This window comes from Clostridium beijerinckii HUN142 (genome assembly GCF_000621745.1).
GTDB lineage: Bacteria > Bacillota > Clostridia > Clostridiales > Clostridiaceae > Clostridium > Clostridium beijerinckii_A.
Map to the genome: position 1 here is coordinate 184,607 of NZ_KK211335.1, position 24,643 is coordinate 209,249.

The 24,643-nt window shown below is 28.8% G+C and carries 19 protein-coding genes and 1 riboswitch; all 19 genes read left to right on the forward strand.

Translation table 11 applies throughout. The features are described from left to right. Nucleotides 1-19 precede the first annotated feature (19 nt). Nucleotides 20-1,795: a thiamine pyrophosphate-binding protein gene (locus tag T483_RS0119055; RefSeq protein WP_026888264.1), complete on the forward strand. Its 1,776-nt coding sequence runs from the start codon at nucleotides 20-22 to the stop codon at nucleotides 1,793-1,795. A 20-nt stretch (nucleotides 1,796-1,815) separates the two neighbouring features. Further along, a complete protein-coding gene (locus tag T483_RS0119060) occupies nucleotides 1,816-2,715 on the forward strand; it encodes an NAD-dependent epimerase/dehydratase family protein (protein WP_051560456.1) in 900 nt (299 codons plus the stop codon). A gap of 45 nt (nucleotides 2,716-2,760) precedes the next feature. Continuing rightward, entirely contained in the window at nucleotides 2,761-3,996 is a 1,236-nt protein-coding gene (locus T483_RS0119065) for a radical SAM/SPASM domain-containing protein (RefSeq protein ID WP_026888266.1), read from the forward strand. 44 nt (nucleotides 3,997-4,040) lie between these two features. After that, nucleotides 4,041-5,279: a radical SAM/SPASM domain-containing protein gene (locus T483_RS0119070; RefSeq protein WP_026888267.1), complete on the forward strand. Its 1,239-nt coding sequence runs from the start codon at nucleotides 4,041-4,043 to the stop codon at nucleotides 5,277-5,279. A 22-nt stretch (nucleotides 5,280-5,301) separates the two neighbouring features. After that, the gene (locus T483_RS0119075) at nucleotides 5,302-6,417 is read left to right on the forward strand and encodes an FkbM family methyltransferase (RefSeq protein WP_196244899.1); all 1,116 of its coding nucleotides are present in this window, start codon (nucleotides 5,302-5,304) and stop codon (nucleotides 6,415-6,417) included. A gap of 73 nt (nucleotides 6,418-6,490) precedes the next feature. Then, complete coding sequence (locus T483_RS0119080) at nucleotides 6,491-7,786, forward strand: radical SAM protein (protein ID WP_026888269.1); 1,296 nt, start codon at nucleotides 6,491-6,493, stop codon at nucleotides 7,784-7,786. Between the two features lie 33 nt (nucleotides 7,787-7,819). Continuing rightward, nucleotides 7,820-8,920, forward strand: a complete 1,101-nt coding sequence (locus T483_RS30235) for an FkbM family methyltransferase (protein ID WP_026888270.1) — start codon at nucleotides 7,820-7,822, stop codon at nucleotides 8,918-8,920. Between the two features lie 26 nt (nucleotides 8,921-8,946). Next, the gene (locus T483_RS0119090) at nucleotides 8,947-9,993 is read left to right on the forward strand and encodes a glycosyltransferase family 2 protein (RefSeq protein WP_026888271.1); all 1,047 of its coding nucleotides are present in this window, start codon (nucleotides 8,947-8,949) and stop codon (nucleotides 9,991-9,993) included. Nucleotides 9,994-10,047: 54 nt separating this feature from the next. Then, entirely contained in the window at nucleotides 10,048-12,369 is a 2,322-nt protein-coding gene (locus T483_RS0119095) for a glycosyltransferase family 2 protein (RefSeq protein WP_026888272.1), read from the forward strand. 122 nt (nucleotides 12,370-12,491) lie between these two features. Next, complete coding sequence (locus T483_RS30240) at nucleotides 12,492-14,579, forward strand: adenylyltransferase/cytidyltransferase family protein (RefSeq protein WP_051560458.1); 2,088 nt, start codon at nucleotides 12,492-12,494, stop codon at nucleotides 14,577-14,579. Nucleotides 14,580-14,895: 316 nt separating this feature from the next. After that, nucleotides 14,896-16,146 carry a hypothetical protein gene (locus T483_RS30245; protein WP_051560460.1) on the forward strand — a complete coding sequence of 417 codons (1,251 nt, stop codon included), beginning with the start codon at nucleotides 14,896-14,898 and terminating at the stop codon, nucleotides 16,144-16,146. Between the two features lie 327 nt (nucleotides 16,147-16,473). Beyond that, nucleotides 16,474-17,754, forward strand: a complete 1,281-nt coding sequence (locus T483_RS0119110) for a protoporphyrinogen/coproporphyrinogen oxidase (protein ID WP_026888273.1) — start codon at nucleotides 16,474-16,476, stop codon at nucleotides 17,752-17,754. A 36-nt stretch (nucleotides 17,755-17,790) separates the two neighbouring features. After that, nucleotides 17,791-19,488 (forward strand): flagellin, encoded by a 1,698-nt coding sequence (locus T483_RS32225; protein ID WP_026888274.1) that lies wholly within the window; start codon nucleotides 17,791-17,793, stop codon nucleotides 19,486-19,488. A 204-nt stretch (nucleotides 19,489-19,692) separates the two neighbouring features. Continuing rightward, nucleotides 19,693-19,962: a YjfB family protein gene (locus T483_RS0119125; protein ID WP_242841889.1), complete on the forward strand. Its 270-nt coding sequence runs from the start codon at nucleotides 19,693-19,695 to the stop codon at nucleotides 19,960-19,962. A 45-nt stretch (nucleotides 19,963-20,007) separates the two neighbouring features. Beyond that, nucleotides 20,008-20,844: a flagellin gene (locus T483_RS0119130; protein ID WP_026888276.1), complete on the forward strand. Its 837-nt coding sequence runs from the start codon at nucleotides 20,008-20,010 to the stop codon at nucleotides 20,842-20,844. 278 nt (nucleotides 20,845-21,122) lie between these two features. Further along, nucleotides 21,123-21,211, forward strand: a riboswitch (cyclic di-GMP riboswitch). 616 nt (nucleotides 21,212-21,827) lie between these two features. Beyond that, nucleotides 21,828-22,229: a flagellar basal body rod protein FlgB gene (gene flgB, locus T483_RS0119135; protein WP_026888277.1), complete on the forward strand. Its 402-nt coding sequence runs from the start codon at nucleotides 21,828-21,830 to the stop codon at nucleotides 22,227-22,229. A gap of 82 nt (nucleotides 22,230-22,311) precedes the next feature. After that, a complete protein-coding gene (flgC, locus tag T483_RS0119140; protein WP_026888278.1) occupies nucleotides 22,312-22,719 on the forward strand; it encodes a flagellar basal body rod protein FlgC in 408 nt (135 codons plus the stop codon). Between the two features lie 11 nt (nucleotides 22,720-22,730). Next, nucleotides 22,731-23,048 carry a flagellar hook-basal body complex protein FliE gene (fliE, locus tag T483_RS0119145; protein ID WP_026888279.1) on the forward strand — a complete coding sequence of 106 codons (318 nt, stop codon included), beginning with the start codon at nucleotides 22,731-22,733 and terminating at the stop codon, nucleotides 23,046-23,048. A gap of 21 nt (nucleotides 23,049-23,069) precedes the next feature. Beyond that, nucleotides 23,070-24,641: a flagellar basal-body MS-ring/collar protein FliF gene (gene fliF / locus T483_RS0119150; protein ID WP_026888280.1), complete on the forward strand. Its 1,572-nt coding sequence runs from the start codon at nucleotides 23,070-23,072 to the stop codon at nucleotides 24,639-24,641. The last annotated feature ends 2 nt before the right edge of the window (nucleotides 24,642-24,643 follow it).

Genomic DNA, 24,643 nt, shown 5'->3' on the forward strand with positions numbered 1-24,643 from the left:
GTAAATTTTGGAGGAAAATATGAAAATATCAGATTATGTTATGAATTTTATATCTGGACTAGGTGTGAAACATGTGTTTTATATCAGTGGCGGTGGAGCAATGCATCTTAATGATTCTTTAGGAAGAAATGAGAATTTAAAAGGAATATGTATGTTGCATGAACAAGGAGCTTCAATTGCAGCAGAAGCCTATGCTAGAATTAATGAAGGTTATGGAGTATGTTTAGTAACATCTGGGCCAGGTGCAACTAATGCAGTAACAGGTCTTGCAGGAGCATATTATGATTCAACACCAGTAATATTTATATCTGGGCAAGCTAAGAGAGCTGATTTAGTTAATAATCAAAATATACGTCAGTTTGGAATTCAAGAGACGGATATAGTTTCTATAGCAAAACCAATAACTAAGTATGCTGTTCAGATTAAAGAACCTGAAGATATAAGATATGAACTAGAAAAGGCAGCTGCTATTGCAGTAAACGGAAAACCAGGACCAGTATGGCTTGATATACCATTAGATATTCAAGCCACACAAATAGATATAAAAAGCTTAACAGGATATGATGTTTCAGAACTTAAGGAATATCCTTGCAATAAGGAAGATATTGATAGAACTATAGAATTATTTAATAGAGCAAAAAGACCAGCACTTATTTTAGGGAATGGAATTAGGTTAGCAGGTGGAGTTGAAGAGGCAAGAGAACTTTATGAATTATTAAATGTACCTGTAATGACATCATGGAATGGTGTTGACTTAATTGAAGATACCCATTCGTTATTTTGTGGAAGACCAGGTGCAGTGGGACATAGGCATTCTAATTTCATTCAACAAAATGCTGATTTTGTATTAACAATTGGTACAAGATTAAATTTGCTTTCTACAGGCTATAATTTCGAAAGTTTTTTAGAAAATGCTAATCATGTAATGGTAGAGATAGATGAAAATGAAATGAAGAAGAAAAGTGTTCATCCGACACTTGCAATAAACTGTGATGCAAAAGCGTTTATTGAAGCTCTACTTCAAAGAAAAAATGAATTGAATACTGAGATAAGAACAGAGTGGATAGAGCATTGTAATAAATTAAGGGATAAATATCCTAGATTTATTCCAGAGCAAGCGGCAAGAGATGGTTTTGTAAGTACATATAGATTAGTTGATGAAATTTCAAATCAAATGAATGAAAATGACATATATCAATTTACAAGCTCTGGTACATCTGTAGATATTGCAATGAAGACATTTAGAATTAAAAAGGGACAAAGAGCATTCTTAACAAAAGGATTAGCAGCAATGGGATATGATTTACCTGCATCTATAGGATCTTGTATTGCATCAGGTAAAAAGAGAACTGTATGCGTTACAGGTGATGGCAGCGTGGTTATGAATATTCAAGAACTTGAAGTATTAAAGAGGTTACAACTTCCAATAAAATTATTTGTTGTTGATAATAATGGTTATAGTATGATTTATGGTTCTCAAAATGGAAACTTTAAAGGTCATCTTACTGGATGTACACAGGAATCAGGACTAACACTGCCAGATGTTAAAAAGCTAGCAGAAGCCTTTGGAATAAAAGGATATCATATTGATAATGAAAGCGAACTAGCTGATAAAATAACAGAAGTTTTAGAATATGATGGTCCGGTAGTCTGCACTGTAAAGGCAGATATTATGCAACAAATCCTTCCTAAACAAACAAATTATATGAGAGAAGATGGGCAAATGGCATCTAGACCATTGGAGGATATGTCACCATTGCTTGATAGAGATGAATTTGAAGATAATCTTATTTAAAAAATGAGATATTGAAAGGTATGGGATATATGAATGTATTAATAACAGGAGCAACTGGATTTATTGGAACTGCATTATGTGAAGAATTTGTACATAATGGTCATAATGTTACAGCTGTAATAAGACCAAACTCTTACAAAAAAAAAAGATTACTTAAAGATGTTAATGTCATAGAATTATCTATTGATAAATTAAGTGAATTAACTGGTAGTTATGATTTATTTTATCATCTTGCGTGGAATGGTTCTTCTGGTGATGAGAGAAATGATTTTGAAATACAAAATAGCAATATACAGTATACGGCGGATGCTATAAGAGCAGCTAAAAGATGCGGATGTAGGAAATTTATAGGAGCAGGAAGTCAAGCTGAGTATGGCGTAGTACATGGCTTATGTAATGAAGATACTACTGTACCTAATCCGTTTATGATGTATGGAGCAGCAAAGTTAGCTTCTTATCATATGGGGAGAGTATTAGCAGAACAGTTAGAAATTTCATTTGTATGGCCAAGAATCTATAGCGTATATGGTGTTGGGGAAAATGAAGGAACACTTATATCATATGTAATAAAGACACTAAAAGAGGGGGGCATACCTGAACTTTCTTCTTGTGAAAATATGTGGGATTTTATGTATATTACTGATTGCGTACGTGCATTGAAGATTTTGGGAGAAAAAGATTTAAGCAATAATGAACAATATATATATAATGTATCGCATGGAGAACCAAAGATGCTTAAAATTTTTGTAGAACGAATAAGAGACATTATAAGTCCTTCTGCAAATCTTAAATTTGGTGTCAAAAGTTTAAATGTAGATCGAACATTTTGGCTTAATCCAGATATTATACATCTAAAAGAAGCTACTGGATTTATGCCAGAAGTGAGTTTTGATGATGGCATAAGAATGATGGTTAAATGAAAATTTTAGATTATATTAGGAGTAATAAAGGAGGAGTGATTAAACATGCTTTCTGATAAACTGCATTCATTGGAACTCACATTGCAAATAGGATGTAAGCTTAATTGCAAGTTTTGTCCGCAAGAAACATTAATAAAAAATTTTAAGTACAAAGGTAGTGACACAACTAGATTAAGCTACGAAAACTTTAAAAAGTGTTTAGAAAAAGTAGAAAAAGGAGCAACAGTAACTTTCTCTGGAATGGCTGAACCTTTTCATAATAAGGAATGTGCAAAAATGATTAAGCATGCCTATAGAGAAGGGTATAAAGTTGTATTATTTACAACTTTAGTTGATATGACAATGGAAGATTATGAAATGATAAAGGATATAAAGTTTGATAATTTTATTTTGCATATTCCGGATGAAGAGGGTAATTCAAAATTTGTTATAACATCAGAATATTTGGAATTGCTTAAAAAAGTCGTTAATAGTATTGAGATTGGATACTATTCGTGTCATGGAACAGTACATCATGCAGTATCAGATTTGATAAAAAAAGATAAATGTGATAAGTTTCAGCCAATTGATAGAGCAGGAAATATTAAATCAGAAGAATGCAAAAGTTATTCTTCTAAAGGTAAAATTACTTGTGTTGTCGGTAGTGGCACAGAAAAAGGACGTTGGGCTCCTGAAATGTTACCGGATGGAACACTAGTACTATGTTGCATGGATTATGGGATGAAGCATATACTTGGCAATCTTATAAATCAGAGTTGGGCTGAAATTCAAGATCGAGATGAGTATAAGAAATATGTTGCAGGTTTAAGTGATGATACTATAGATATTTTGTGCAGACAATGCCATGCTGCATGTGAAGAAAAGAATCTTGATGCTATGAAACTGAAAAGAGCATTAGATGAGTTGAAATGTAATTCAGAACAAACAAGTTTTGAAAGTTTGGGAGGAGAAATGAATACGGATTCTCTAAATACGATGAATAAAATCATAGCTGCAAAGAATATATGTATATTTGGATTAGGTAAATTATTTAATGATAAATATTTTGTCTTGTCTTGGAACGAAGCAATTGGTGCAAATATTTTTAGTGATAATAACAATCTAATATGGGATACAGAAATTAATGGAATCAGATGCATTTCACCAAATGAGCTAACTACATATGAAGATTTACTAATTATAACTCACATGAAGAATGATTCAGAAGTAAATAAACAACTGGATGCTATGGGCTTTTATAATCATATAAATATTTATGATATTTATTGTTTGCTAAATTAATTATTTGTTTTATTATACAATTACAAATGGAAGGAAGAAATTATATGAGTATTTCTGAAAAATTACATTCATTGGAATTTACTTTGCAGTTAGGTTGTAAGCTTAACTGTAAATTTTGTCCACAAGAAACATTAATAAGGAACTTTAAGTTGAAAGGCAATGGAATAACAAGATTAAGTTACGAAAATTTTAAAAAGTGTTTAGAAAAAGTTGAAAAAGGGGCGACAGTCACTTTTTCAGGGATGGCTGAACCTTTTCATAACAGAGAATGTGCAAAAATGCTCAAACATGCTTATAAAAAAGGTTATAAAATAATATTAGCGACTACATTGGTTGATATGACATTAGAGGATTTTGAAATAATAAAAGATATTGAATTTGATCACTTTATTCTACATATTCCTGATGAAGAGGGAAATTCAAAATTTCTTATAACACCTGAATATTTAGAAGTGTTCAAAAAGGTTGTTAATAGTATTGATGTTGAATACTATTCGTGCCATGGAACAGTACACCATGCAGTAGCTAATTTGATTAAGAAGGATAAATATGCTGGGCTTGATCCGATAAATAGAGCGGGAAATCTTAAATCAGAAGAATATCAAACGTATTCTCCAAAAGGAAAAATAACCTGCATTGTTGGTACTGACAAGGAAAAAGGAAAATGGGCACCAAGCATGTTACCTGATGGAACATTGGTATTATGCTGTATGGACTATGGAATGAAGCATATACTTGGAAATTTGATAAATCAGAGTTGGGCTGAAATTCAGGCAGGAGAAGAGTATAAAAAATATATTGCTGGGCTTGAAGATGATACTATTGATATTTTATGTAGGCAATGTAATGGGGCTTGTGAAGAAAAAAATCTTGATTCTACGAAATTGAAAAGAGCGTTAGAAGAGTTGAAATCAAATCCAAATCAAACTAGTTTTCAAAGTTTGGGAGGAAAGATTGAGGAAGATGCGATAAATATAATGAAGAAAATTATTTCGGCAAGAAATATATGCGTATTCGGATTGGGTAAATTATTTAGGGATAAATATTTTGTTTTATCTTGGAATAAAGGAATTTGTGCAAATATTTTCAGTGATAATAATAATGAAATATGGAATAAAGAGACTAATGGAATTAAATGTATTCCTCCAAATGAACTAACTGAATATAAAGATTTACTTATTATAACTCACATGAAGAATGATTCAGAAGTAAGTAAGCAACTAGATGATATGGGATTATACAATCATATAAATATTTATGATATTTATCGTATTTTTTATTAATTTAATGAAATGGGGAAAAGTAATGAATTATATTAAACGTATTAATGAAGCAATTGATTATGCTATTGAAAGTAATTATTCTATTTATAATAGAGAAACTGAAATATTAGAACGATTAAAAAATGCACAAAATGTATGCATTTTTGGAGTAGGGGCTTTTTTTGAAGGATATTCTGATGGATTTGCAAGTATTTTTTCACAGTTTAACATTAAATGCGTAAGCGATAATAATCATAATAAATGGGGTAAGAAAATTAAAGAATTTGTGTGTGTTTCACCAAAACAGCTTCAAGAAATGAAAGATGTTGTTGTTATAGTTATGGCTGGAGTATATAAAGATATTTGTAATCAGTTGACTAATATGGGGATAGAAAACTATTTCATAGGGGATATAGTTTTAAATGTGTATGGAAAATTTCATAATTGTGAATGGTTTTTGAAGGAAAAAGAGAATATTTTAAATGCATTTGAACTATTTGAAGATGAAAAATCAAAAGAAATTTTTACTGAGGCTTTGTGTAATAGAATTGCACCTCATTTAGCTGAAAAAATATTTAATCAGTTTGAAACCAAGGATGAGTATTTTGAACATGGAATTTTTGAATTTTCAGATAATGAATATATGGTTGATGCAGGGGCATTTGATGGAGATTCCATGAGTGATTTTATTAAAAAAGTAAATGGGTGCTTTGGAGGTGTTTATTCATTCGAATTGGATGTAAACAATTTTGAAAAGCTTAAGAAAAATACAGAAAAATATAATACTGAAAAAATTGAGATTTATAATGCAGGTGTCTTTGAAAAAAATATGGAAATTAGTTATGAGAGCAATGGACCTTTGGCATCTATTGGTAACGGATTATCCCAAAAAGCAAAGGTTATAAAGCTTGATGACATGCTTGCAAACAAAAAAGTTACATTTATCAAAATGGATATTGAGGGATCAGAGCAGGCAGCATTAAGAGGTGCTGAACAGATTATTATTAGTCAAAAACCTAAACTTGCAATTAGTTCATATCATAGACTAGAGGATTTATGGCAAATTCCTTTACATATAAAATCATTAAATAATGATTACAAGATATACCTTCGTCATCATTCTCCAATTGTATGGGATACTGATTGTTATGCATATTAGAAATGTGAATAAATTGAAAAGGAACTATAAATGGGAAATATTAAATTCTAAATAAAAAACAAGGAGAAAAGATATGTTCAATTTAGAAGAATTTTATAAAAAGTGTAAATCAGGAGAAAAAGTTGATTGTAGTGGAATATTTGAATATATTAAAGGGTTTAAAAATATTATTTTAAGAGGTGCTGCAGGACAGGGAAAAGCTGTAGGAAAAAGGCTTTTGGAAGAGGGAATCAATGTAACACTATATTGGGATCAAAGATATGAAGAATTACAATCAGTAAATGGAATAGTAGTGGAAAAGCCTTTTGAAAAAAAGTTTGATAGTGAGGATACCATAGTAATTTACTGTATTCCTAACCATGTAATTATGCCAGAGTTAATGGAAGAATTGAAAAAAGAAAATTATAATAACATAATCCGCGGAGATATTTTGTATAGTGGAAGTGTTTGTGAACTCTCAAATGATACTAAGCTTTCAGCGCAAAAATGCTGGGCAAGTGGAGAGTGTAGATCTGTAATTTGTGAGAAAGCTCAAAATATAATAAAAAATCAAACTAGTTATGATAAATCTGGGGATAGAATAGATCTTACATATTGTTGCTTTATAATTAATTCAATTTGCAATTTAACTTGTAAGCATTGTGTGCAGTTTATTAATAATTATCCTTTGCATGCAAGGGGAAACGTTCCTGTTGAAACAATATGCAGAGATATTGATATATTTTTAGATATGATAGATTCAGTAGGTACTATATCAGTAATGGGAGGTGAAACATTTATGCATCCAGATATAGCTAAGATAGCAAAGAAGTTTTCTGAAAAGAAAAATTTTGGATTCGTTTCATTTCCTACTAATGGATTATATCCAATTAAGCCAGAACAATTGGAAGGTATTACAGATCCTCGTATAGTAATTGCATTTGGTTATTATCTCCATGTTGCGACTGAAGAACAAAAAGAGATATATCGCAAGAATGTAGAATTGGTTAAATCTTATGGTATTACATACACAGAATCATTACACCTTCCGTCTTGGGTTGCTCCAACAGGAATGTACAAAAGAAATGTAGATGAACAGTACATGACAAATCTTAAAACTGGATGTACTATGCCGCCTCGTAATTTGCAAGTTAAGAATGGAAAAGTACATACATGTGACAAAGGAGTAGCAGTATACAATATAGGAGTAGCAGATTATCCAAGTGATTATGTTGATTTGACTAAAGGGGTATCATTAGATGAAATGAGAACGGAATTTAGGAAATTTGTAGATAGACCATTTTATTATACATGTGGTCATTGTAGTGTAGGATTAGAAAAGGTTGAATCAGCTACTCAAGGGAAGATAGATATGATAAATAAAATATAAAAATGTTAAAAAGTAGCGATAATGGAGGGAAGTATGGATTATTTAAGTAAGATAGAAGAGGCTGTAAAATATGCAGTAGATACAAATTATGAAATATATGATAGGCAAATTAAGGTGAGAAAGCGATTTAGCGAAGCTAAAAATATTTGTATATTTGGGACTGGAGAATTTTTTGATGATTGTTCTGAGCACCCTGGATTTACTTTCAAGTACGTAAGCGATAATGACGAGAGCAAATGGGGAATGACTTTTAAGGGAAAGTTATGTGTACCACCTAAAGAATTAGCGAAGATTGAAGATTTAGTTGTTCTAATCATGGTAGGAAATTATCTGCCAATATCAAAGCAGTTAACTGAAATTGGAGTTGAAAATTATTCATGTGATGAAATATTTTTAAATCTCTTGGATGAACATTATGATAAACAGTGGTTTATGGATAAAAAAGAGCGAATGATACAAGCTTTGAATGTATTTGAGGATGAAGAATCTAGGGAAGTGTATATTGAGGTATTATGTAATAGAATAGCACCACATTTAGCTTCTAAGACATTTAATGAAATTAAAATACCAGGAGAATACTATAATAGTGGAGTTTTTTCACTTACAAATAAGGAATGTCTTGTAGATGCAGGTGCGTTTGATGGTGATTCTGCAGAAGCATTTATGAAAGCCGTAAACATGAAATTTGAAAAAATATATGCATTTGAATTAGAAGAAAATAATTTTAAATTATTAAAAAAGAAGATGGAAGTGTATTCAAGTGAAAAAATAGAATTATATAATGCAGGAGTATATAATGAAAACAAAAATTTAACATTTGATGGTGGAAAAGATGGGTCTCATATAATCGAGGGGGGAAGGAAAAACGCTGAAGTAGTAAAGTTGGATTCGGTACTTGGAAGTAAGAAGGTGACTTTTATTAAAATGGATGTAGAAGGTTCAGAATTAGCGGCACTAGAAGGTGGAATGGGAATAATCAAAGAGCAAAAACCTAAATTGGTAATAAGTGCGTACCATTACCTTTCAGATTTATGGGAAATTCCATTATATATTAAAGAAATTAATGGTGAATATAAAATATTTATGCGACATCATGCGCCAACTGTATGGGATACTGATTGTTATGCGTATTAACAAAATTATTAATAAGGGGAAATATTATGAATAGAGAACCATTGGTTAGTATTTTAATTCCTAATTATAACTATGCACATTATCTCGAGCAATGTTTAAATAGTGTATTAAATCAAACATATAACAATATTGAAGTGATATTTTGTGATAATAATTCAGAGGATAATTCATACCAAATTGCAATACAATATCAAAAACTTTTCAAAGAAAACGGTAAATATTTTGAACTGATGAAAAATAAGAGAAATATAGGAAGTTCAAGAAATTCATCTAGATGTTACTATGAATCTGAAGGTGATTTTGTTATATTTTTATCTTCAGATGACTTTATGGAATCTACATTTATTGAAAAATGCGTTAATATTATGAAAAAAAATCAATATGTTGGAATGGTTATGGCACATAGAAATGAAATTAATGAGAAAGGTGAAATATTTTCTACTATGCCGTTTTATAATAAAAGTTGCATTATACCAGGGGAAGAACAATCAGCTGTCTTTATGATGGCAGGAATTGCAGTTCCATCACAAATTTTAATAAGGCGAAGCATTTATGAAAAATCAAGAAAGGAAGCAGCATTAGCATTTCAAATCGCGGGGGATTGGTTTAATAATTTCTTAGTTAGTATATATTCTGATGTTGCATACATTGCAGAGCCTTTATGTAATTATAGAGTTCATTCGGGAAATGAAACTAGTGGTTCTGAACTTAATTTATTGGGAATATTCGAACATTATCAATTAATTAATCAATTTGTCAGCATTGCGAAAGCGCATAAAATGATTAAGCCTATTGCAAGATATGATGAAGCTGTAATAAAATTGGGATCTATGTGTTTAAGATATACAATGAAAATGTTTAGAGATAATCAAATTGAGAGTGCAAGGAGATATCTATGTTTGGCACCAGTGTTTGATAAGGAAATTGTAAAAAATGAGTTATATAATGAATTTATTAATTGTCTAGAGTTAAATGAATATGAGTTATTAGAAAAACTTGATGAAATTGATAAAAAAAATTCTGTTAAAAGAACTATTTCTTATTCGCCTCCAGAAGGTGCAATAGAAATTTAATTCAGAAACAAGAAATAAAGTATATCGAATATTATTAATTACAAGAGGTAATGTATGGATGAAAAGAAATATATAGATGGATTAAATGAGATAATTAAAGAAATATCTAACGGTAATTGCAGTGATGATATTTTGGATGAAATAGAAGAATATTATAAAATTAAACCAGTTAGACTATTATGGTTCATTACTAAAGCAAAATATATGTATAAAGCTGGCTTTAGTTTTGAGGATATATACAATACACTAGAAGGTAAGATAACTGTTTTTGATAGTTATTGTGGAAGTAATGAATATCTTCAATTATGTATTGATTTAGCAGAGATTAGACAAGATAATATTGATAGATTAAGAATAGAGTACCAATTTAATTGTATTAATTATTCGAAAGGATTATTAAGATATAAAAACCATTTGTTAGAGGTAAATGATAAATTAATTTTAGAACAAAATAAATATATTAACGAAAAAGAAATATCAATTGCGATAACTAATAAAATTTCAGAGGCCTACTTTATAAAAAGTGATTATATTTTATATCTTATAATGCTTTTATATGACAACAAAATGCCAACATACAATAGAGAATGGGTATTAAATATACCGAACATGGGATATCTGGTGGAAAGAATTAAGTCTACATCAAATGATGTGTTTATAATTTTGGTATCGAATAAAGCAGAAATCAATGAATATAAAATTGTTGCAGATATACTGTTTAAGCTTGGTAAAAAAGTTTGTTTTATAGGAGTGCCGATAGATGTAAATATAGATAATTTAATGAATATTTCAGATTCATTAACGATAACTCTAGATAATATTGAAGAGTATAATAATATGATAATTTTTCATCCTATTGAACTAATATATAATAGATCAAGTATTGGTGATAATAGAGAATATATAATTGATTACATTTGCCGGAATTATACGGATAATACTTTGGCAACTATATTATGTAATGGAAGATTAATTGATGAACTATGTCAAAGACCATTGTTGAAAAAACAAATGGAACGGCTCTCACCATTTTTGGGCGAATATCTTGAAGATAATATGGCTTTTGGCTGGGTTGGAAAATATATGTCATATATAAGTAATGTTTATCAGTTTGATGTAGAGGCTGAGATTCAAAAAAAATCAGAATGTAATTTCTCAATTGTAATTCCAGCTAGAAATTCATCAATTTCATTAAGGTATACCTTAGAAACTTGCTTAAATCAACGATATTCAGGATCTTATGAAATAGTATTAAGTGATAACTCAACAAATGGAAATACCCAAGTCTATGATTTATATTGTGAAATTAATGACCCAAGGATAAAATACTATAAAACACCTAGAGATTTACATCTGCCAAAGAGCTTTGAATTCGCTTTGTTAAAAGCAAAAGGTGATTTTATTATATCAATTGGTTCTGATGATGCTTTGCTTCCTTGGACGTTAGAAGTATTAGATGATGTTATTAAAAAGTATCCAGAAGAAGAAATATTTCAATGGGAGAGAGGTTTTTATGCTTGGCCTGGATTTAATGGAGGACAGGAAAATCAGTTCGTAATTCCATCAAAATATGAAAAGAATAAATATGAAGTATATAATGTAGATAAAAATGATTACTTAGCAAAAATACTTAATAATCCAAAGTCAATGTATGGGTTACCTATGCTGTATATTAATTCGGGATTTAGAAGAAGTTATATGAATACTTTACTTAATAAGACAGGAAGATTATTGGATGGAATATGTCAAGATATATATATAGGAGTTGTTAACATATCTATAAATAATCATATAGCCAATATTAAATATCCATTAACAATAGCAGGTATGACAGGTGCCTCAGTTGGAGCACAATCTAATATAGGAGCTACTAGTGTTAATGAGAGTAATAATAGAGCGAAAGAATTAATTAAAACAAACAATATTGGTGGTTTCTCTACATCTGCTATAGAAAGACTAATGCCAGAAGTAACAACGGATACTAGTTCATTATATAACAGCATATTAAGAGTAATAGCTAGAGGACTGTTTCCATTAGAGTTTTTAGATAATCTATTAGATTGGAAACAAATGTTTAAGGAATGCTTCAGTCAATTAGAAGTAACAGATGTATTATATGATAAGAAATTGCATTATTTTCGTTATACAGCAGCAAAGCATGGAGATGAATTTTTGAAGTGGTTCGATGAAAGTATATATGAAAAGGCTATTATACCAAGAAAAATAGATGATAAAAGAATAGAAGAGCTTTTAAAAAGAAAGACATATAAAGAAGGAATAACAGAATCAGGTGGAGAAATATTGGATGCATCTAAATATGGAGTGACGAATGTATATGAAGCTTCATTATTATTTGAAGAATTAACAAAATTATAAGCCTTTAATAAAAATAAATAAATAGGATTAATATAATAATTTACGAATTTTAAAGAATATATAAATATTTAAAAAAAATAAACTGGGTTTTCTGGAAATATGTTATGCGAAGGTGGTACAGAATGATAAGATTTTGCGATAAGGAAGTTTATTCTGTTTATGAAGAAGAGTTGGATAAAGTAAATCTATTTTCTTTTTTTTGTGGAAAAGGTCATAGTACAGATATTATTCTAGTTATTAATTACCAAGAAGAGTTTGTTGGTATTATAACATATGAACGGATGCTTTATGACAGAGAAAATTTAATTCAGAAACAAAGATTAATAGCAGATGAAGAGATTTGGAGTAATGCTGGTAAAATATTTGCGGAAAATAAAAACATTATATTTATACCAGTGTATAACAAAAAACATGAATTAATCTATTTTTGTTATAAATCTAATTTTCCAAGTGATTATAGTAATATTATTAGAGAGCTTGATAAAAATGAAGATTTACTATTTATCAATGAATTATATCCTCAAATTCAAGTAGTGTACATACATGATTTAAATGAAATGGCATTTAGATTTTATAAATTACTATTAAAAAGGAAAATACCAACGGTAGTCGTTGGAGAAAAGTGGAAGCATATACTTGGAATTGATTCGCAAATTATTGAATGTTCTAGTTATTCTAAAATGGAAATATATGCGGAGGGTACTCCATTTATAAAAGAAGATAAGGAAATATATGATAAAAATAGATTTGTAGCACCTAATGTATGGGGATTTTTACTGGAAATTGCAAATGTAAATCGTATAGTAATTGAAAATAAAATTAAAAAAGATTATAGATATGATGGGAAAAAAGTATTTATTTGTAGACTGCCAATGTATGATGAATTGATAAATTGTACTTTAGAAGAAGAATACCGGCATTTAAAAGGAATAAATATAGTGAATTCAGATTTAGATTTTAAAAATGATTTAATTAATAATCAAATTGTTAATATTTATAATATGGGATATATGGAAGTTAATAATAAGATTAATGTAGAAAAAGCAAGGCAGAGAGGACAAAAGCTCCATTATAGTAAAAATATTAAAAAACTTGGGACTGGAGATAATATTATATATTTGATAGGACCATGCATTGTTGAGGGATTATTCAATTTCGAAAAAGAAGAATTACTATATTATCTTTTTCATAATCTAAATAGAGAGTATAACGGTGAATATTCAATTGTTGGAATTGCTATATCAGAGGAACAATGTGGTAATTTGAGAGAAATTGTTAACTCTATATCTATTAGAGATAATGATATTATAATTTTTTTAGGAAGTTCATTTTATTCTTTATGCAAAAAATTTGATATTAATGATTCTATAGATCTGAATTTAAAAGAATTATTTAATACACGTTCTAAAAATGAGACATGGTTTATGGATGGACCAATACATACTACAGGAATAGCTAATAAAGCAATATCAAATGAATTAACAGAAAAAATAATAAAACCTGAGATAGATAGAATAGATTTTACAAAAGAATCGAGATGTCTTCAACTTGGGAAAGTATACTTATCCAATAAAGAAAAAGAGAATTTATACAAGTATATTAATAATATACAAAAATATAAATTTAATGTGGAAAATAATGAAAGAGTTGGATCAATTGTGATGAATTGCAATCCAATAACATTAGGGCATATGCATTTAATTGAATATGCAAGAAAAAATGTAGATTGGCTATATATTTTTGTAGTCGAGGAAGATAAGTCGTTTTTTAAATTTAATGAGCGTTATGAATTGGTTGAAAAAGCTATTAAAAATATGGAGAATGTTAAAGCAATACCTTCAGGACAATTTATTTTATCTAATAAAACGATGCCATCATATTTTACAAAAGAGTATGAACAAGAGCAAATAATAGATGCTTCGGAAGATGTAAGAATTTTTGCTGAGTATATCGCACCACAAATGAATATAGATGTTAGGTTTGCTGGAGAAGAGCCGTTGGACAATATTACTAATCAATATAATTTTGAAATGAGGAGAACCTTAACGGATTATGGAATTAAGTTTATTGAAATTCCACGTAAAAAAGCATCGGGAGAAGTCATTAGTGCTTCAAGGGTTAGAAAATTGTTAAAAAGTGATAATATGAATGAAATTCAAAAATTAGTACCTGATGTTACATTTAAGTATTTGGTAAATATGAAGAAATAGTATTATAATCTATATAAATTTATTTTACTACATAGCACACAGAATGATGATGAATATTTGAAATGATTTGTTGATAATATATATGAAAAGTTATTTTTCAAAGGGAAAAAGATAATAAAAAATAGAAGAATAGAATTAAATGAAGAAATATTATATGGAATTATTATTCAACCAGTAGATCTTACTAAAGATAGAAAAAAGTTTTTATAGTAGTTTATTTATAAAATTGTTATATTTAGCTGCAGATTTTACTATAAAAGACTTTAATTACACTTTATTTATGATGTTATATAAATAAAACGGAAGAGAGTGGAAAATGATGGGGAGTTTTTTTGAGAAATTTGTTAATCAAATCCAAATTGAAAATTATATAAAAAATATTAAGAATAGAAAAATTGTCATTTGGGGTGCGGGTGAGGATGGAAAAGTTCTACATAAAATATTATTAAATAAGAAACAATCTGTATATGCATTTGTTGATAAAAAAGCCTGTAAATCTGACTTTGAGTTTAATGGAATTAAAGTTGAAGCTCCTGAATTTTTAATGAAGAATAAAGGGGAATTTTATGTTTTTGTTGCAGCTAACTTTTATGAAGAAATCGAATTGTTTTTAAATAATAATGGTTACTTCGAAATTCATGATTATTTATATATATTACATAAGCCTATTGAAATAGAGAAAAATGAAGAATACATTGATAAATATGGGAATATTATAAAAGGAAGCAAAGGAACAAAAATTAAGTTTATTGCATATAATAGTGTTTTAAATATAGGTGTTGATTGCGTACTAGAAGAGAAAAATTCTATATATTGTGTTAATAGCAATATAAGTATAGGGGCAGGAAGTAATTTAGGGAGAAATACTAAAATAACAAGTATTAATAGTAGCATAAGTATAGGTTCAAATTGCAAATTAGGAATAAATGGAAGCATAGATTGTACTAATAATAGTGATATAAAAATAGGAGATGATTGCTTTTTTGGAGAAAGATATATAATGTGTTTAAATAATGGAATTATAAACATAGGAACTGAATGTTATTTTGAAGAAAAATGTCATATAGACTGCAATGATAATAGTAATATACATATAGGAAATCAATGTAATTTTGGAGAAAAATATTTAGCATGTTGTGTTAATGATAGTATATTAAATATAGGAAAAGGATCTACATTTGGAGAGTCATTTTTTTTATTTAGCTATTACGGTGGAGTGGTAAAAATAGGAAATGATTGTATGGTATCACTTTATGTTACTGTTGGAAATAATGATGGACATCCAGTATTTGATATTAATACAGGAGTTCAATTTAATAAAAATAATGATATTATTATAGGAAATCATGTGTGGTTAGGCAATAAATGTACAATAATCTCTGGAAGTGATATTGGGGATGGAAGCATTATTGGAGCTAATAGTTTAGTAAATAAAAAGTTTCCTAATAATTGTACTATTGCAGGAAATCCAGCTAATTTGAAACGAAAAGATATTGCATGGGATAGAAGTGAGACCAATATTGATTTAATAAACAAAAAGTTATATTGGAATAAGACAATAAAATAAGTTTTTATTAGCTAGATTAAAGTTTTTGATTATGGATTTAAATCACATATTATACAATATATTAAATAGAAAACAACACAATCAGGTGTAGAAATCTTAGATGCATCTAAATATGGAGTGACGAATGTATATTAAGCTTCATTGTTATTTGAGAAAATAACAAAATTATAGAATTTAATAAAAATAAATAGTATATTTAGGATGAAAAATATTATAATAGACATCAATAGTTATTGATGTCTATTTTGTTATAGAATATTTAGACCAATATGAAACTAATATAAATTTTTAATAAAAATATAAAGGAAGAGCGCTGGGGGAACAAGAATGAATAATTATGTAATATTAGGTGGCGGAGTAGCAGGAATAGCTTGCGGTTATTTTTTAGGAAGAGAATCTTGTACTATATATGAAAAAGATGAAGACTATGGTGGATTGTGCGGCAGTAGAAAAATAAATGATTTTACTTTTGATGAGGGTCTTCATTTATCTTTTGCAAAATCATCAGAAGTTAGAGATATTTTTGATAAACCATCTCATTTTACCTATAATCCAGAACCATACAATTATTACAAAGGATTATGGATTAAGCACCCTATTCAGAATAACTTGTATAAGCTACCAACTGATGAAAAAGTGAAATGTATAAAATCATTTTTGGAAAGAGAAAATTCAAAAGAAGATTATAATAATTATGAAGAATGGCTTTACACTCAATATGGTAAATATATTGCTGATAAGTTTCCTAAACTATATACAAAAAAATATTGGTGTGATGATGCAAGAAATTTAGAAACGAAATGGATACAGAATAGAATGTATAGTCCTAGTATAGATGAAATACTTAAAGGTGCAATGAGTGATAATACAAATGATGTATATTATGTAAAGGAAATGAGATATCCAGTGAGAGGTGGGCATAAAAGCTTTTTAGAGCCAATGGCAAAGAATTTAGATATTAAACTAGATAAGAAAGTCATTTTAATTGATGGAAAACATAATTATGTGGAATTTTATGATGGTAGTAAAGTATATTACGAAAACCTAATAAGTAGTATTCCTTTACCAGAATTAATTAAAGTTTTAAAAGATGTTCCAAATGAAATAATTAACGCTTCTAAAAAATTAATAGCTACATCTATGAAAACAGTATCTGTCGGATTTAATAGACCTAATGTTAGTGATAAGTTATGGTTTTATATATATGATGAAAATATTTTACCAGCAAGAGCACATTCGCCAAACTTAAAATCATCTAATAATGCTCCGTATGGATGTAGTTCTATGCAGTTTGAAATATATGAATCTCCATATAAAAAAATTGATATGACTGATAGTAATTTATGTGAACATATAAAAAAAAGTATGGTAAATATGAAAATCGCTGATAATAATGATATACTTTTTATAGATGTAAAAGATGTACAGTATGCTAACATTGTTTTCTATAAAGATATATATAAGAATAGAGAAATAGTACATAAATATTTAGAGAAAGTTGGAATTCATTACATTGGAAGATTTGGTGAATGGGATTATTTGTGGAGTGATCAAAGCTTTTTAAGTGGTATGAATATGGCATTTAAATTAAAGAATATTTATAAATAAAATTTCATTGAAAAATCAAAAGGGGATAACTAAAAAATGATAATAAATCACAATATTAATTCAATAATTTCAGCGAATAAAGCAAATAAGGCAGAAAATGATAAAGCTAATGCAATGGCGAAGATTTCATCAGGTCTTAGAATAAATCAAGCTTCAGATGATGCAGCAGGTTCTGCTATTTTACAAAAAATGAAAGCACAGATTAGAGGACTTGAGCAATGCCAAAGAAATATACAAGATGGTATTTCTTTAATAAATACTGCAGATAGTGGGTTAGCTAATATTATGGATCCAAATTTATTTAGATTAAAAGAATTAGCTGTAGCTGCTTCAAATAGTACATTAACTCAAAGTGATCTTCAAAAAATACAGCAGGAAGCAAATCAGATTGTAAGCGGCATTAATGATATTGCAAACAATACAGAATTTAATGGAATAAAATTATTAAATGGTAGCAATCCAACTGGATCAGTTCAAACGAATATAAATCAAATTCCGTTTGATTATAAAGACGTACTAAAGCTACCTGTTCCAAACGGTAAAGGAGAATTAACATTAGGTACAGATAAAGGATATCCTACAACAGTTGATGATGACAATAAAAGATTAGTTTTTGGTTCGGGAGGTACTTCATATCCTTCGGTAACCGTTAATGGAAGCAATTACTATTTTCAAAATAAAACCAATATGAATCCAGTTGGCACTAGTATAAATGTTACAAGTGATAGCATAGTTAATAATAAATATGTAACGACATATAAAATAACTGATTTATCTAATAATGTGGATTTAGAAGTAACACAATCAGTGGGTATTGTAGCAGATAAATATGAAATAAGATATGATATAAAAAATAATTCTAGTATAACTTCGCCAGTAGGACTTGAATTTAATTTAGATACAGATATAGCAGATGATGATGCTGCTAAATTTATGGTAAATGGATCGGTTGTTTCTGAGCAAAAATTATATTCAACCTCTTCAGATGTTCCAAATTCTTTTAATGTATATAATCAGTTTGGAAGTACAAAAAAAATTGAAGCTTGTGGAATATTAAAAACTCAGGTAAATCCGTACAATTCTAATATTAAATATGAAGTTTTAGAAGAACCTTCGAAATTTGGCATAGGTCAATGGGCTAATGGAGTAGAGTCAAGTAATTGGGCGCCACCTGCAAACTCGAGTTATGGAGATAGTGCATATAGTATATGGTATAATGAAAAGCCACTGAATAGTGGAGAAACACGTTCAGTAAATACTTTTTATGGTCTATCGGTTCCTCCAACTATTCCTCAGCCAGATCCACAAGTAATTGAAAATCCTTACGATATCAAATTACAGGTTGGACCAAATAGTGAACAATTATTTCATATTGAATTAAGTGATGTTAGAGCAGAAAAATTATTTCAAGATGGTACTTCACTTGGCACAAGGGATGATGCAAATAAGTTTATCAACTATGTTAATTTAGCGATGGAAAAGGTCTCAAATGAAAGAACAAAATATGGAGCATACCAAAATGCATTAGAACACATAGGAAGCAATGCTGCCAATTATGATAATAACATAATATCAGCAGAATCAAGGATAACTGATGCAGATATGGCGAAAGAAGTAATGGAGATGTCTAAAAATAGTATAATTGAACAATCAGCACAGGCCATGGAAAAGCAATCTGAGAATATGTCACAAAGTATTATAGATTTAATGAGTAAATGGAAAATGCAAGGGTAATTATGATCGTGTATAAGTCATAAAGTAAATGGAATATTAGAATGAGCATCAATGATGTAGAAGCTATAGATGCTTATTTTAGTATTGTATTAATACTAAGGGGAATAAGTTTAAATAATGGAAAATAAAATGTAATTACTAAAAAATAGATTTGCAGAAAGTTGGAAACATATAATTTTAAAATAGTTATAATCCATTTAATTTATGAAGATAGAAGTATTGTTAAAGATATTTATATTTCTCACGATAATAAGCTATAGACATGAAATGATAATAAGGAAAGGATCTGATTTTATGGATATAGAGGCAATGTCGATAAATATGCATCAAGCATCATTACAAAATGCAGTTTCAATATCACTTATGAAGATGGCTATGAACACGGAGGATCAATCTTCATCACAAATGATAGATATGATGAAGAATATGGCGGTAGATCCAAACAGAGGCACAAACTTAGATGTAAGTGCCTAAATTTAATAAATATATTATTATTTATTAATAAAAGGAGGTTTTAATGTGAGACTTAATCATAATATGTTTTCACTAAGTATATATCAACATTATAAAAATGAACTTGTTGATAATGCAAAAGCATCAAGAAATGTCAGTAGTGGGAGCAAAATAAATTCAGCTAAAGATAATCCTGCTAAAATAGGGAAAAATGAGACTTTAAAGATACAAGTATTAACTAATGATGCAGCAAGTAAAAATGTTCAAGATGCTACTTCTATGCTTCAAACTTTTGATAGTTCACTTCAGGGGATAAATGATAATTTAGCTAGAATAAAAGAACTTACAGTAAGTGCAGGATCTGGATCTTTAACAGCTGAAGATAAAAATAATATTCAAAAAGAAATTGATAGTATTAAGAAAAGTATAGATGATTTAGGAAATAATACAGAATTTAATGGAATGAAATTAAATTCACCTAGTACATCAACTTTAAATGGAAATCCAACAAGCACAGTAAAAACTGCTGTTGGAAATATGGATGATGAAAATATTGATATACCTTTATTTGATGTAAGTGCATCAAATTTAGGGGTTAGTAATCTAGATATAAATGATGTTAACACATCTCTTCAATCTGTAGATAAAGCAATTCAAATAGTTAGCAGAATAAGAAGTAAGTATGGTTCCATTCAAAATAGACTAGATAGTACAGCAGATTATTTAAGTAGTAAAGATATATCAATTGAAACGGCTCAAAGTAGAATTGGAGATGCAGATATTGCAGAAGAGATGATGAATTATTCTAAAAGTCAATTGTTGGCTAATTCTTCAATTGGATTAATGGCCCAAAGTAATAATTTCCCTAAAGATGCATTAAATATTTTAGCTAATGTTAAATAATGCATTAATAATTTAATGCTTAAGAAATAAACTATAGTAAATCTTAATTGTTGGGAGTTACTATAGTTTATTTTTTTTGAAACTAAAATAAATGATTTAAACAATTTTGATGGATAATTTTGTGAAATGTTAGATTTATATTTATACAAAATTCGATTATCTGAAATTATTGAACAAATTATAATGAAATTTATAATTTATTAGATAATTTTATCAAAAATTAAAAATAATTGTGGTGAAATAAACAAAAATACATTATAATTTAAAAGGATAAATTATATTGATACTAGCACACTTATTGAAAAATAAGGCCGCAAAGCCGTGAGTCTAAGGGAATTTTTTATTCTATGATTGTCAGGTTGCCAAAATATAAAGTGAAACTTAGTTCTTAACTTCATAAAAAGAGTTTTATGTTGAAGACTATTTCAACTTATCTAATGTCGTGTAACTGTTATCTCGAATCTTAATAAAAAGTAGAGGGAAAATAAGATTTTTGATTTTATTTGATTTTTTATTTTTTAATATGCGAGTATTACAAGACTAGACATAAGATAATTATAATAAATTTTATATTTATTTTGCTTTAAATATTTTTGGTGCCTATAATTTATAGACACCTTTTATTTTGTAGATATATGGTAGGCCACAGCACAAATAAATACAGCAGAAAGTCTAAAAATGACATTTAATTTATTTTAAAAGATTTAATATGTGGGACAATATTACAATAAAACCAAAAAAAATCGGAATTAGTAAATAAATTGGAAAACATTTTTCAAAAAATTATAGATAAAATTGCATAGTTATTCTATAATTAGATTATTAATTAGTTAAAATAAAATGTAATATTTTACTTAGGTGAAAATTGTGAGGAAAAAAGCATTTTATTTTACATATTTCTAATAATGTGTAAAATAAAATGTTTGGACTTAAAGTTTTAGATATTTATGCAAGTAGAAGACGAAATGTAAGGATGTGAATTTATGGCAATACAATCTATTAGTTCAGATGCTACTTATGACTTGATTAAACAAGGGATTAAAGCATCAAATGTTAGAGCTAAAACAATTGCTAATAATATGGCAAATGTTAATACGAAGGATTATAAGAGATTTAATGTAGTATTTGAAGAAAATTTAAAAAATCAAGGAAATTTTTCAAATTTAGAGTTAAAACGTACTAATCCAGCTCATTTTTCTAGCAGCAATTCAAATAGTGATAATATATCAATCGAACAGGATAAGAGTACAAGTATGAGAAATGATGGGAATAACGTTGATTTAGACATAGAAAAGGTAAATCAAGCGGCCAATACTCTTAAATATAATGCTTTAATAACTGATATAAATAATAAATTTAATAATTTAAAGACTGTTATTAAATAGTGATAAATAATACATAATTAGGAATTATATTTAGATAAGCTAGGAAATTTGGAATTATTGATTACATAAAGGAGGATTATGAATGAATGCATTTACTTCTATGCAAATAAGTGCAACAGGTCTTTCGGCAGAAAGATTAAGAATGGATACTATAACTTCTAATATGGCTAATGCAAGTACAACAAGAAGTGCAGATGGTAAAGGACCATATGTAAGAAAAGTAGCTGTATTTCAAGAGGCTCTTGATGCTAATAAAGATATGGCAGGAGTTAAAGCAGTTAAAATTGAAAAGGATCCATCACCTTTAAGAAAGGTATATGATCCAACGCATCCAGATGCAGATAGCAATGGATACGTTACAATGCCAAATGTAAATGTATTAAATGAAATGGCAGACATGATGGTAGCGACGAGGTCTTATGAGGCAAATGTTGATACTTTTAATGCCTTAAAGGGTATGTTTTCAAAAGCTTTAGAAATTGGTAAATAGGGGGATGAAAAATGAGAATAGAAGATAATTTTTCACAGAATGAAATTATATTTAATAATAAATTTAAAGATATTAATAATAGTAAGAGCAATAATGAAAATAACAGTTCAGTTAGTTTTGGAGATGTCTTAAAAAAGGCAGTAGACGATACTAACGGTAAGATGACACAAGCTGATGAAACTGCAACAAAGTTTATTAAAGGCGAAGATGTTAATATTGATGAAGTTATGGTTAAAAATCAAGAGGCTAGTTTGAGTCTTCAGTTTTTAGCACAAACTAGAGACAAGTTATTAGAAGGATATAATCAATTATCGAGGTTGCAATTGTAGTAAGGTGAGGAGAGCTTAATAATGAAAAAACTTTTAGAAAAAGTTAAGGGGCTTTTGGAAAAGTTTAAATCCAAGAATAAGAAGATAAAAGCTGCTATAATAGTAGCAATTGTGGCAGTTATTATTGCAATCGCAAGTGGGATCTTTTACTCATCTTCTAACAAGTATCAAGTACTATTTTCTGATCTTGATGCAGCTGATGCTCAAACTGTCGTTAATAGTTTAAATGAAAAGAAAGTTGACACTAAAATAGATAGTAACACAAATACGATTTGGGTTCCTAAAGATCAAGTAGACAAATTGAGATTGGAGCTGGCACCAACTTTGACATCTGGAAGTAAAGGCTATGAATTAATGGATAGTGGAAGTTCCTTTGGAATGACGGATGAAGAATTTAAAATAAAAAAAGTTAGAATGCAGCAAGGTGAGTTGGAAAAGACAATAAAAAGTTTTCCACAAGTAGAAGAAGCAAGAGTACATATAACTGAAGCTAAGGATTCTGTTTTTGTAAAGGATAAAGAACCTGGAAAAGCAGCAGTTTATCTAAAATTAAAAAAGGGGACAACTATTGGTGAAGATCAAGTTAAATCAATAGTAGCTCTAGTATCTGGAGCAACTGAAAACATACCAAGAGAAAACATAGATGTTATAGACGATAACATGAATTTACTTACTAAGGATATAAATTCAGATCAAAATAATTCAGTAAGTTCTGAAGCAATATCAAAGCAACAAGATGCTGAAAAAGCCTATGAAGATAGGATGCAAAAGGCAATTGTTAGTTTATTAGAACCAATTGTCGGTAAAGGGAAAGTTAAGGCTACTGTTAATGTAAACTTAGATTTTGATTCAAAACAAAAGACACAAACAGTAGTAGATCCGAATAAAGTAATTGTAAGCCAAGAAAATTCTAAGGAATCAAATAACTCAGGATCAACAACTACAAGTCAAAGTCCTGTTGATAATAATATGAGTAATACAACTACAGCTACAAATAATAACCCTTCGGCTTCAAGTAAGGAAGATCAGAAGACAAATTATGAAGTGGGTAAAAGTGAATCTAAAGTTATTAGCGCACCAGGAGAAGTTAAAAGACTTACAGCATCAGTTGTGATTGATGGAAATTTAGATGCTGCGACGCAACAGACACTTGAAAATACAGTTGGAAATGCAATTGGATTGGATACACTTAGAGGAGATAAAGTTTCAGTACTTGGAATGGCATTTGACACAACAGCTCAGGATCAAGCTAAGGCAGAAATTGATGCTATGAATGCAGAGACAGCTACAGCTAGCAAGAATAAGATGATGATTGTTGCAGGAATTTTAGGAGCATTGCTTTTAGGTATTATTATTTACTTCGTCGCAAAGAGAAGAAAGAAGAAGAAAGAAGAAAATGAACAATTATTAAATACTTTAATTGATGATACTATATTACCTAAAGAACCATCAGATGATGTTTTTGAACCAATAGAATTTGAGGCTAAAACTAAAAAATCTCACTTAGAAGAAGAGATAAAGAAATATGCAACAGAAAAACCAGAGCAAGTAGTAGAAATAATCAAGTCATGGTTGACTGAAAATGAGAGGTGATG

Excerpts from the sequence above, each read along its gene's own strand:
- T483_RS30235 (WP_026888270.1), top strand. The coding sequence starts at position 7,820 with ATGGATTATTTAAGTAAGATAGAAGAGGCTGTAAAATATGCAGTAGAT.
- T483_RS30240 (WP_051560458.1), top strand. The coding sequence starts at position 12,492 with ATGATAAGATTTTGCGATAAGGAAGTTTATTCTGTTTATGAAGAAGAG.
- T483_RS0119065 (WP_026888266.1), top strand. The coding sequence starts at position 2,761 with ATGCTTTCTGATAAACTGCATTCATTGGAACTCACATTGCAAATAGGA.
- T483_RS0119060 (WP_051560456.1), top strand. The coding sequence starts at position 1,816 with ATGGGATATATGAATGTATTAATAACAGGAGCAACTGGATTTATTGGA.
- T483_RS0119125 (WP_242841889.1), top strand. The coding sequence starts at position 19,693 with ATGAAGATAGAAGTATTGTTAAAGATATTTATATTTCTCACGATAATA.
- T483_RS0119110 (WP_026888273.1), top strand. The coding sequence starts at position 16,474 with ATGAATAATTATGTAATATTAGGTGGCGGAGTAGCAGGAATAGCTTGC.
- T483_RS32225 (WP_026888274.1), top strand. The coding sequence starts at position 17,791 with ATGATAATAAATCACAATATTAATTCAATAATTTCAGCGAATAAAGCA.
- T483_RS0119055 (WP_026888264.1), top strand. The coding sequence starts at position 20 with ATGAAAATATCAGATTATGTTATGAATTTTATATCTGGACTAGGTGTG.
- T483_RS30245 (WP_051560460.1), top strand. The coding sequence starts at position 14,896 with ATGATGGGGAGTTTTTTTGAGAAATTTGTTAATCAAATCCAAATTGAA.
- fliE (WP_026888279.1), top strand. The coding sequence starts at position 22,731 with ATGAGAATAGAAGATAATTTTTCACAGAATGAAATTATATTTAATAAT.
- flgC (WP_026888278.1), top strand. The coding sequence starts at position 22,312 with ATGAATGCATTTACTTCTATGCAAATAAGTGCAACAGGTCTTTCGGCA.
- T483_RS0119080 (WP_026888269.1), top strand. The coding sequence starts at position 6,491 with ATGTTCAATTTAGAAGAATTTTATAAAAAGTGTAAATCAGGAGAAAAA.
- T483_RS0119070 (WP_026888267.1), top strand. The coding sequence starts at position 4,041 with ATGAGTATTTCTGAAAAATTACATTCATTGGAATTTACTTTGCAGTTA.
- flgB (WP_026888277.1), top strand. The coding sequence starts at position 21,828 with ATGGCAATACAATCTATTAGTTCAGATGCTACTTATGACTTGATTAAA.
- T483_RS0119090 (WP_026888271.1), top strand. The coding sequence starts at position 8,947 with ATGAATAGAGAACCATTGGTTAGTATTTTAATTCCTAATTATAACTAT.
- fliF (WP_026888280.1), top strand. The coding sequence starts at position 23,070 with ATGAAAAAACTTTTAGAAAAAGTTAAGGGGCTTTTGGAAAAGTTTAAA.
- T483_RS0119095 (WP_026888272.1), top strand. The coding sequence starts at position 10,048 with ATGGATGAAAAGAAATATATAGATGGATTAAATGAGATAATTAAAGAA.
- T483_RS0119075 (WP_196244899.1), top strand. The coding sequence starts at position 5,302 with ATGAATTATATTAAACGTATTAATGAAGCAATTGATTATGCTATTGAA.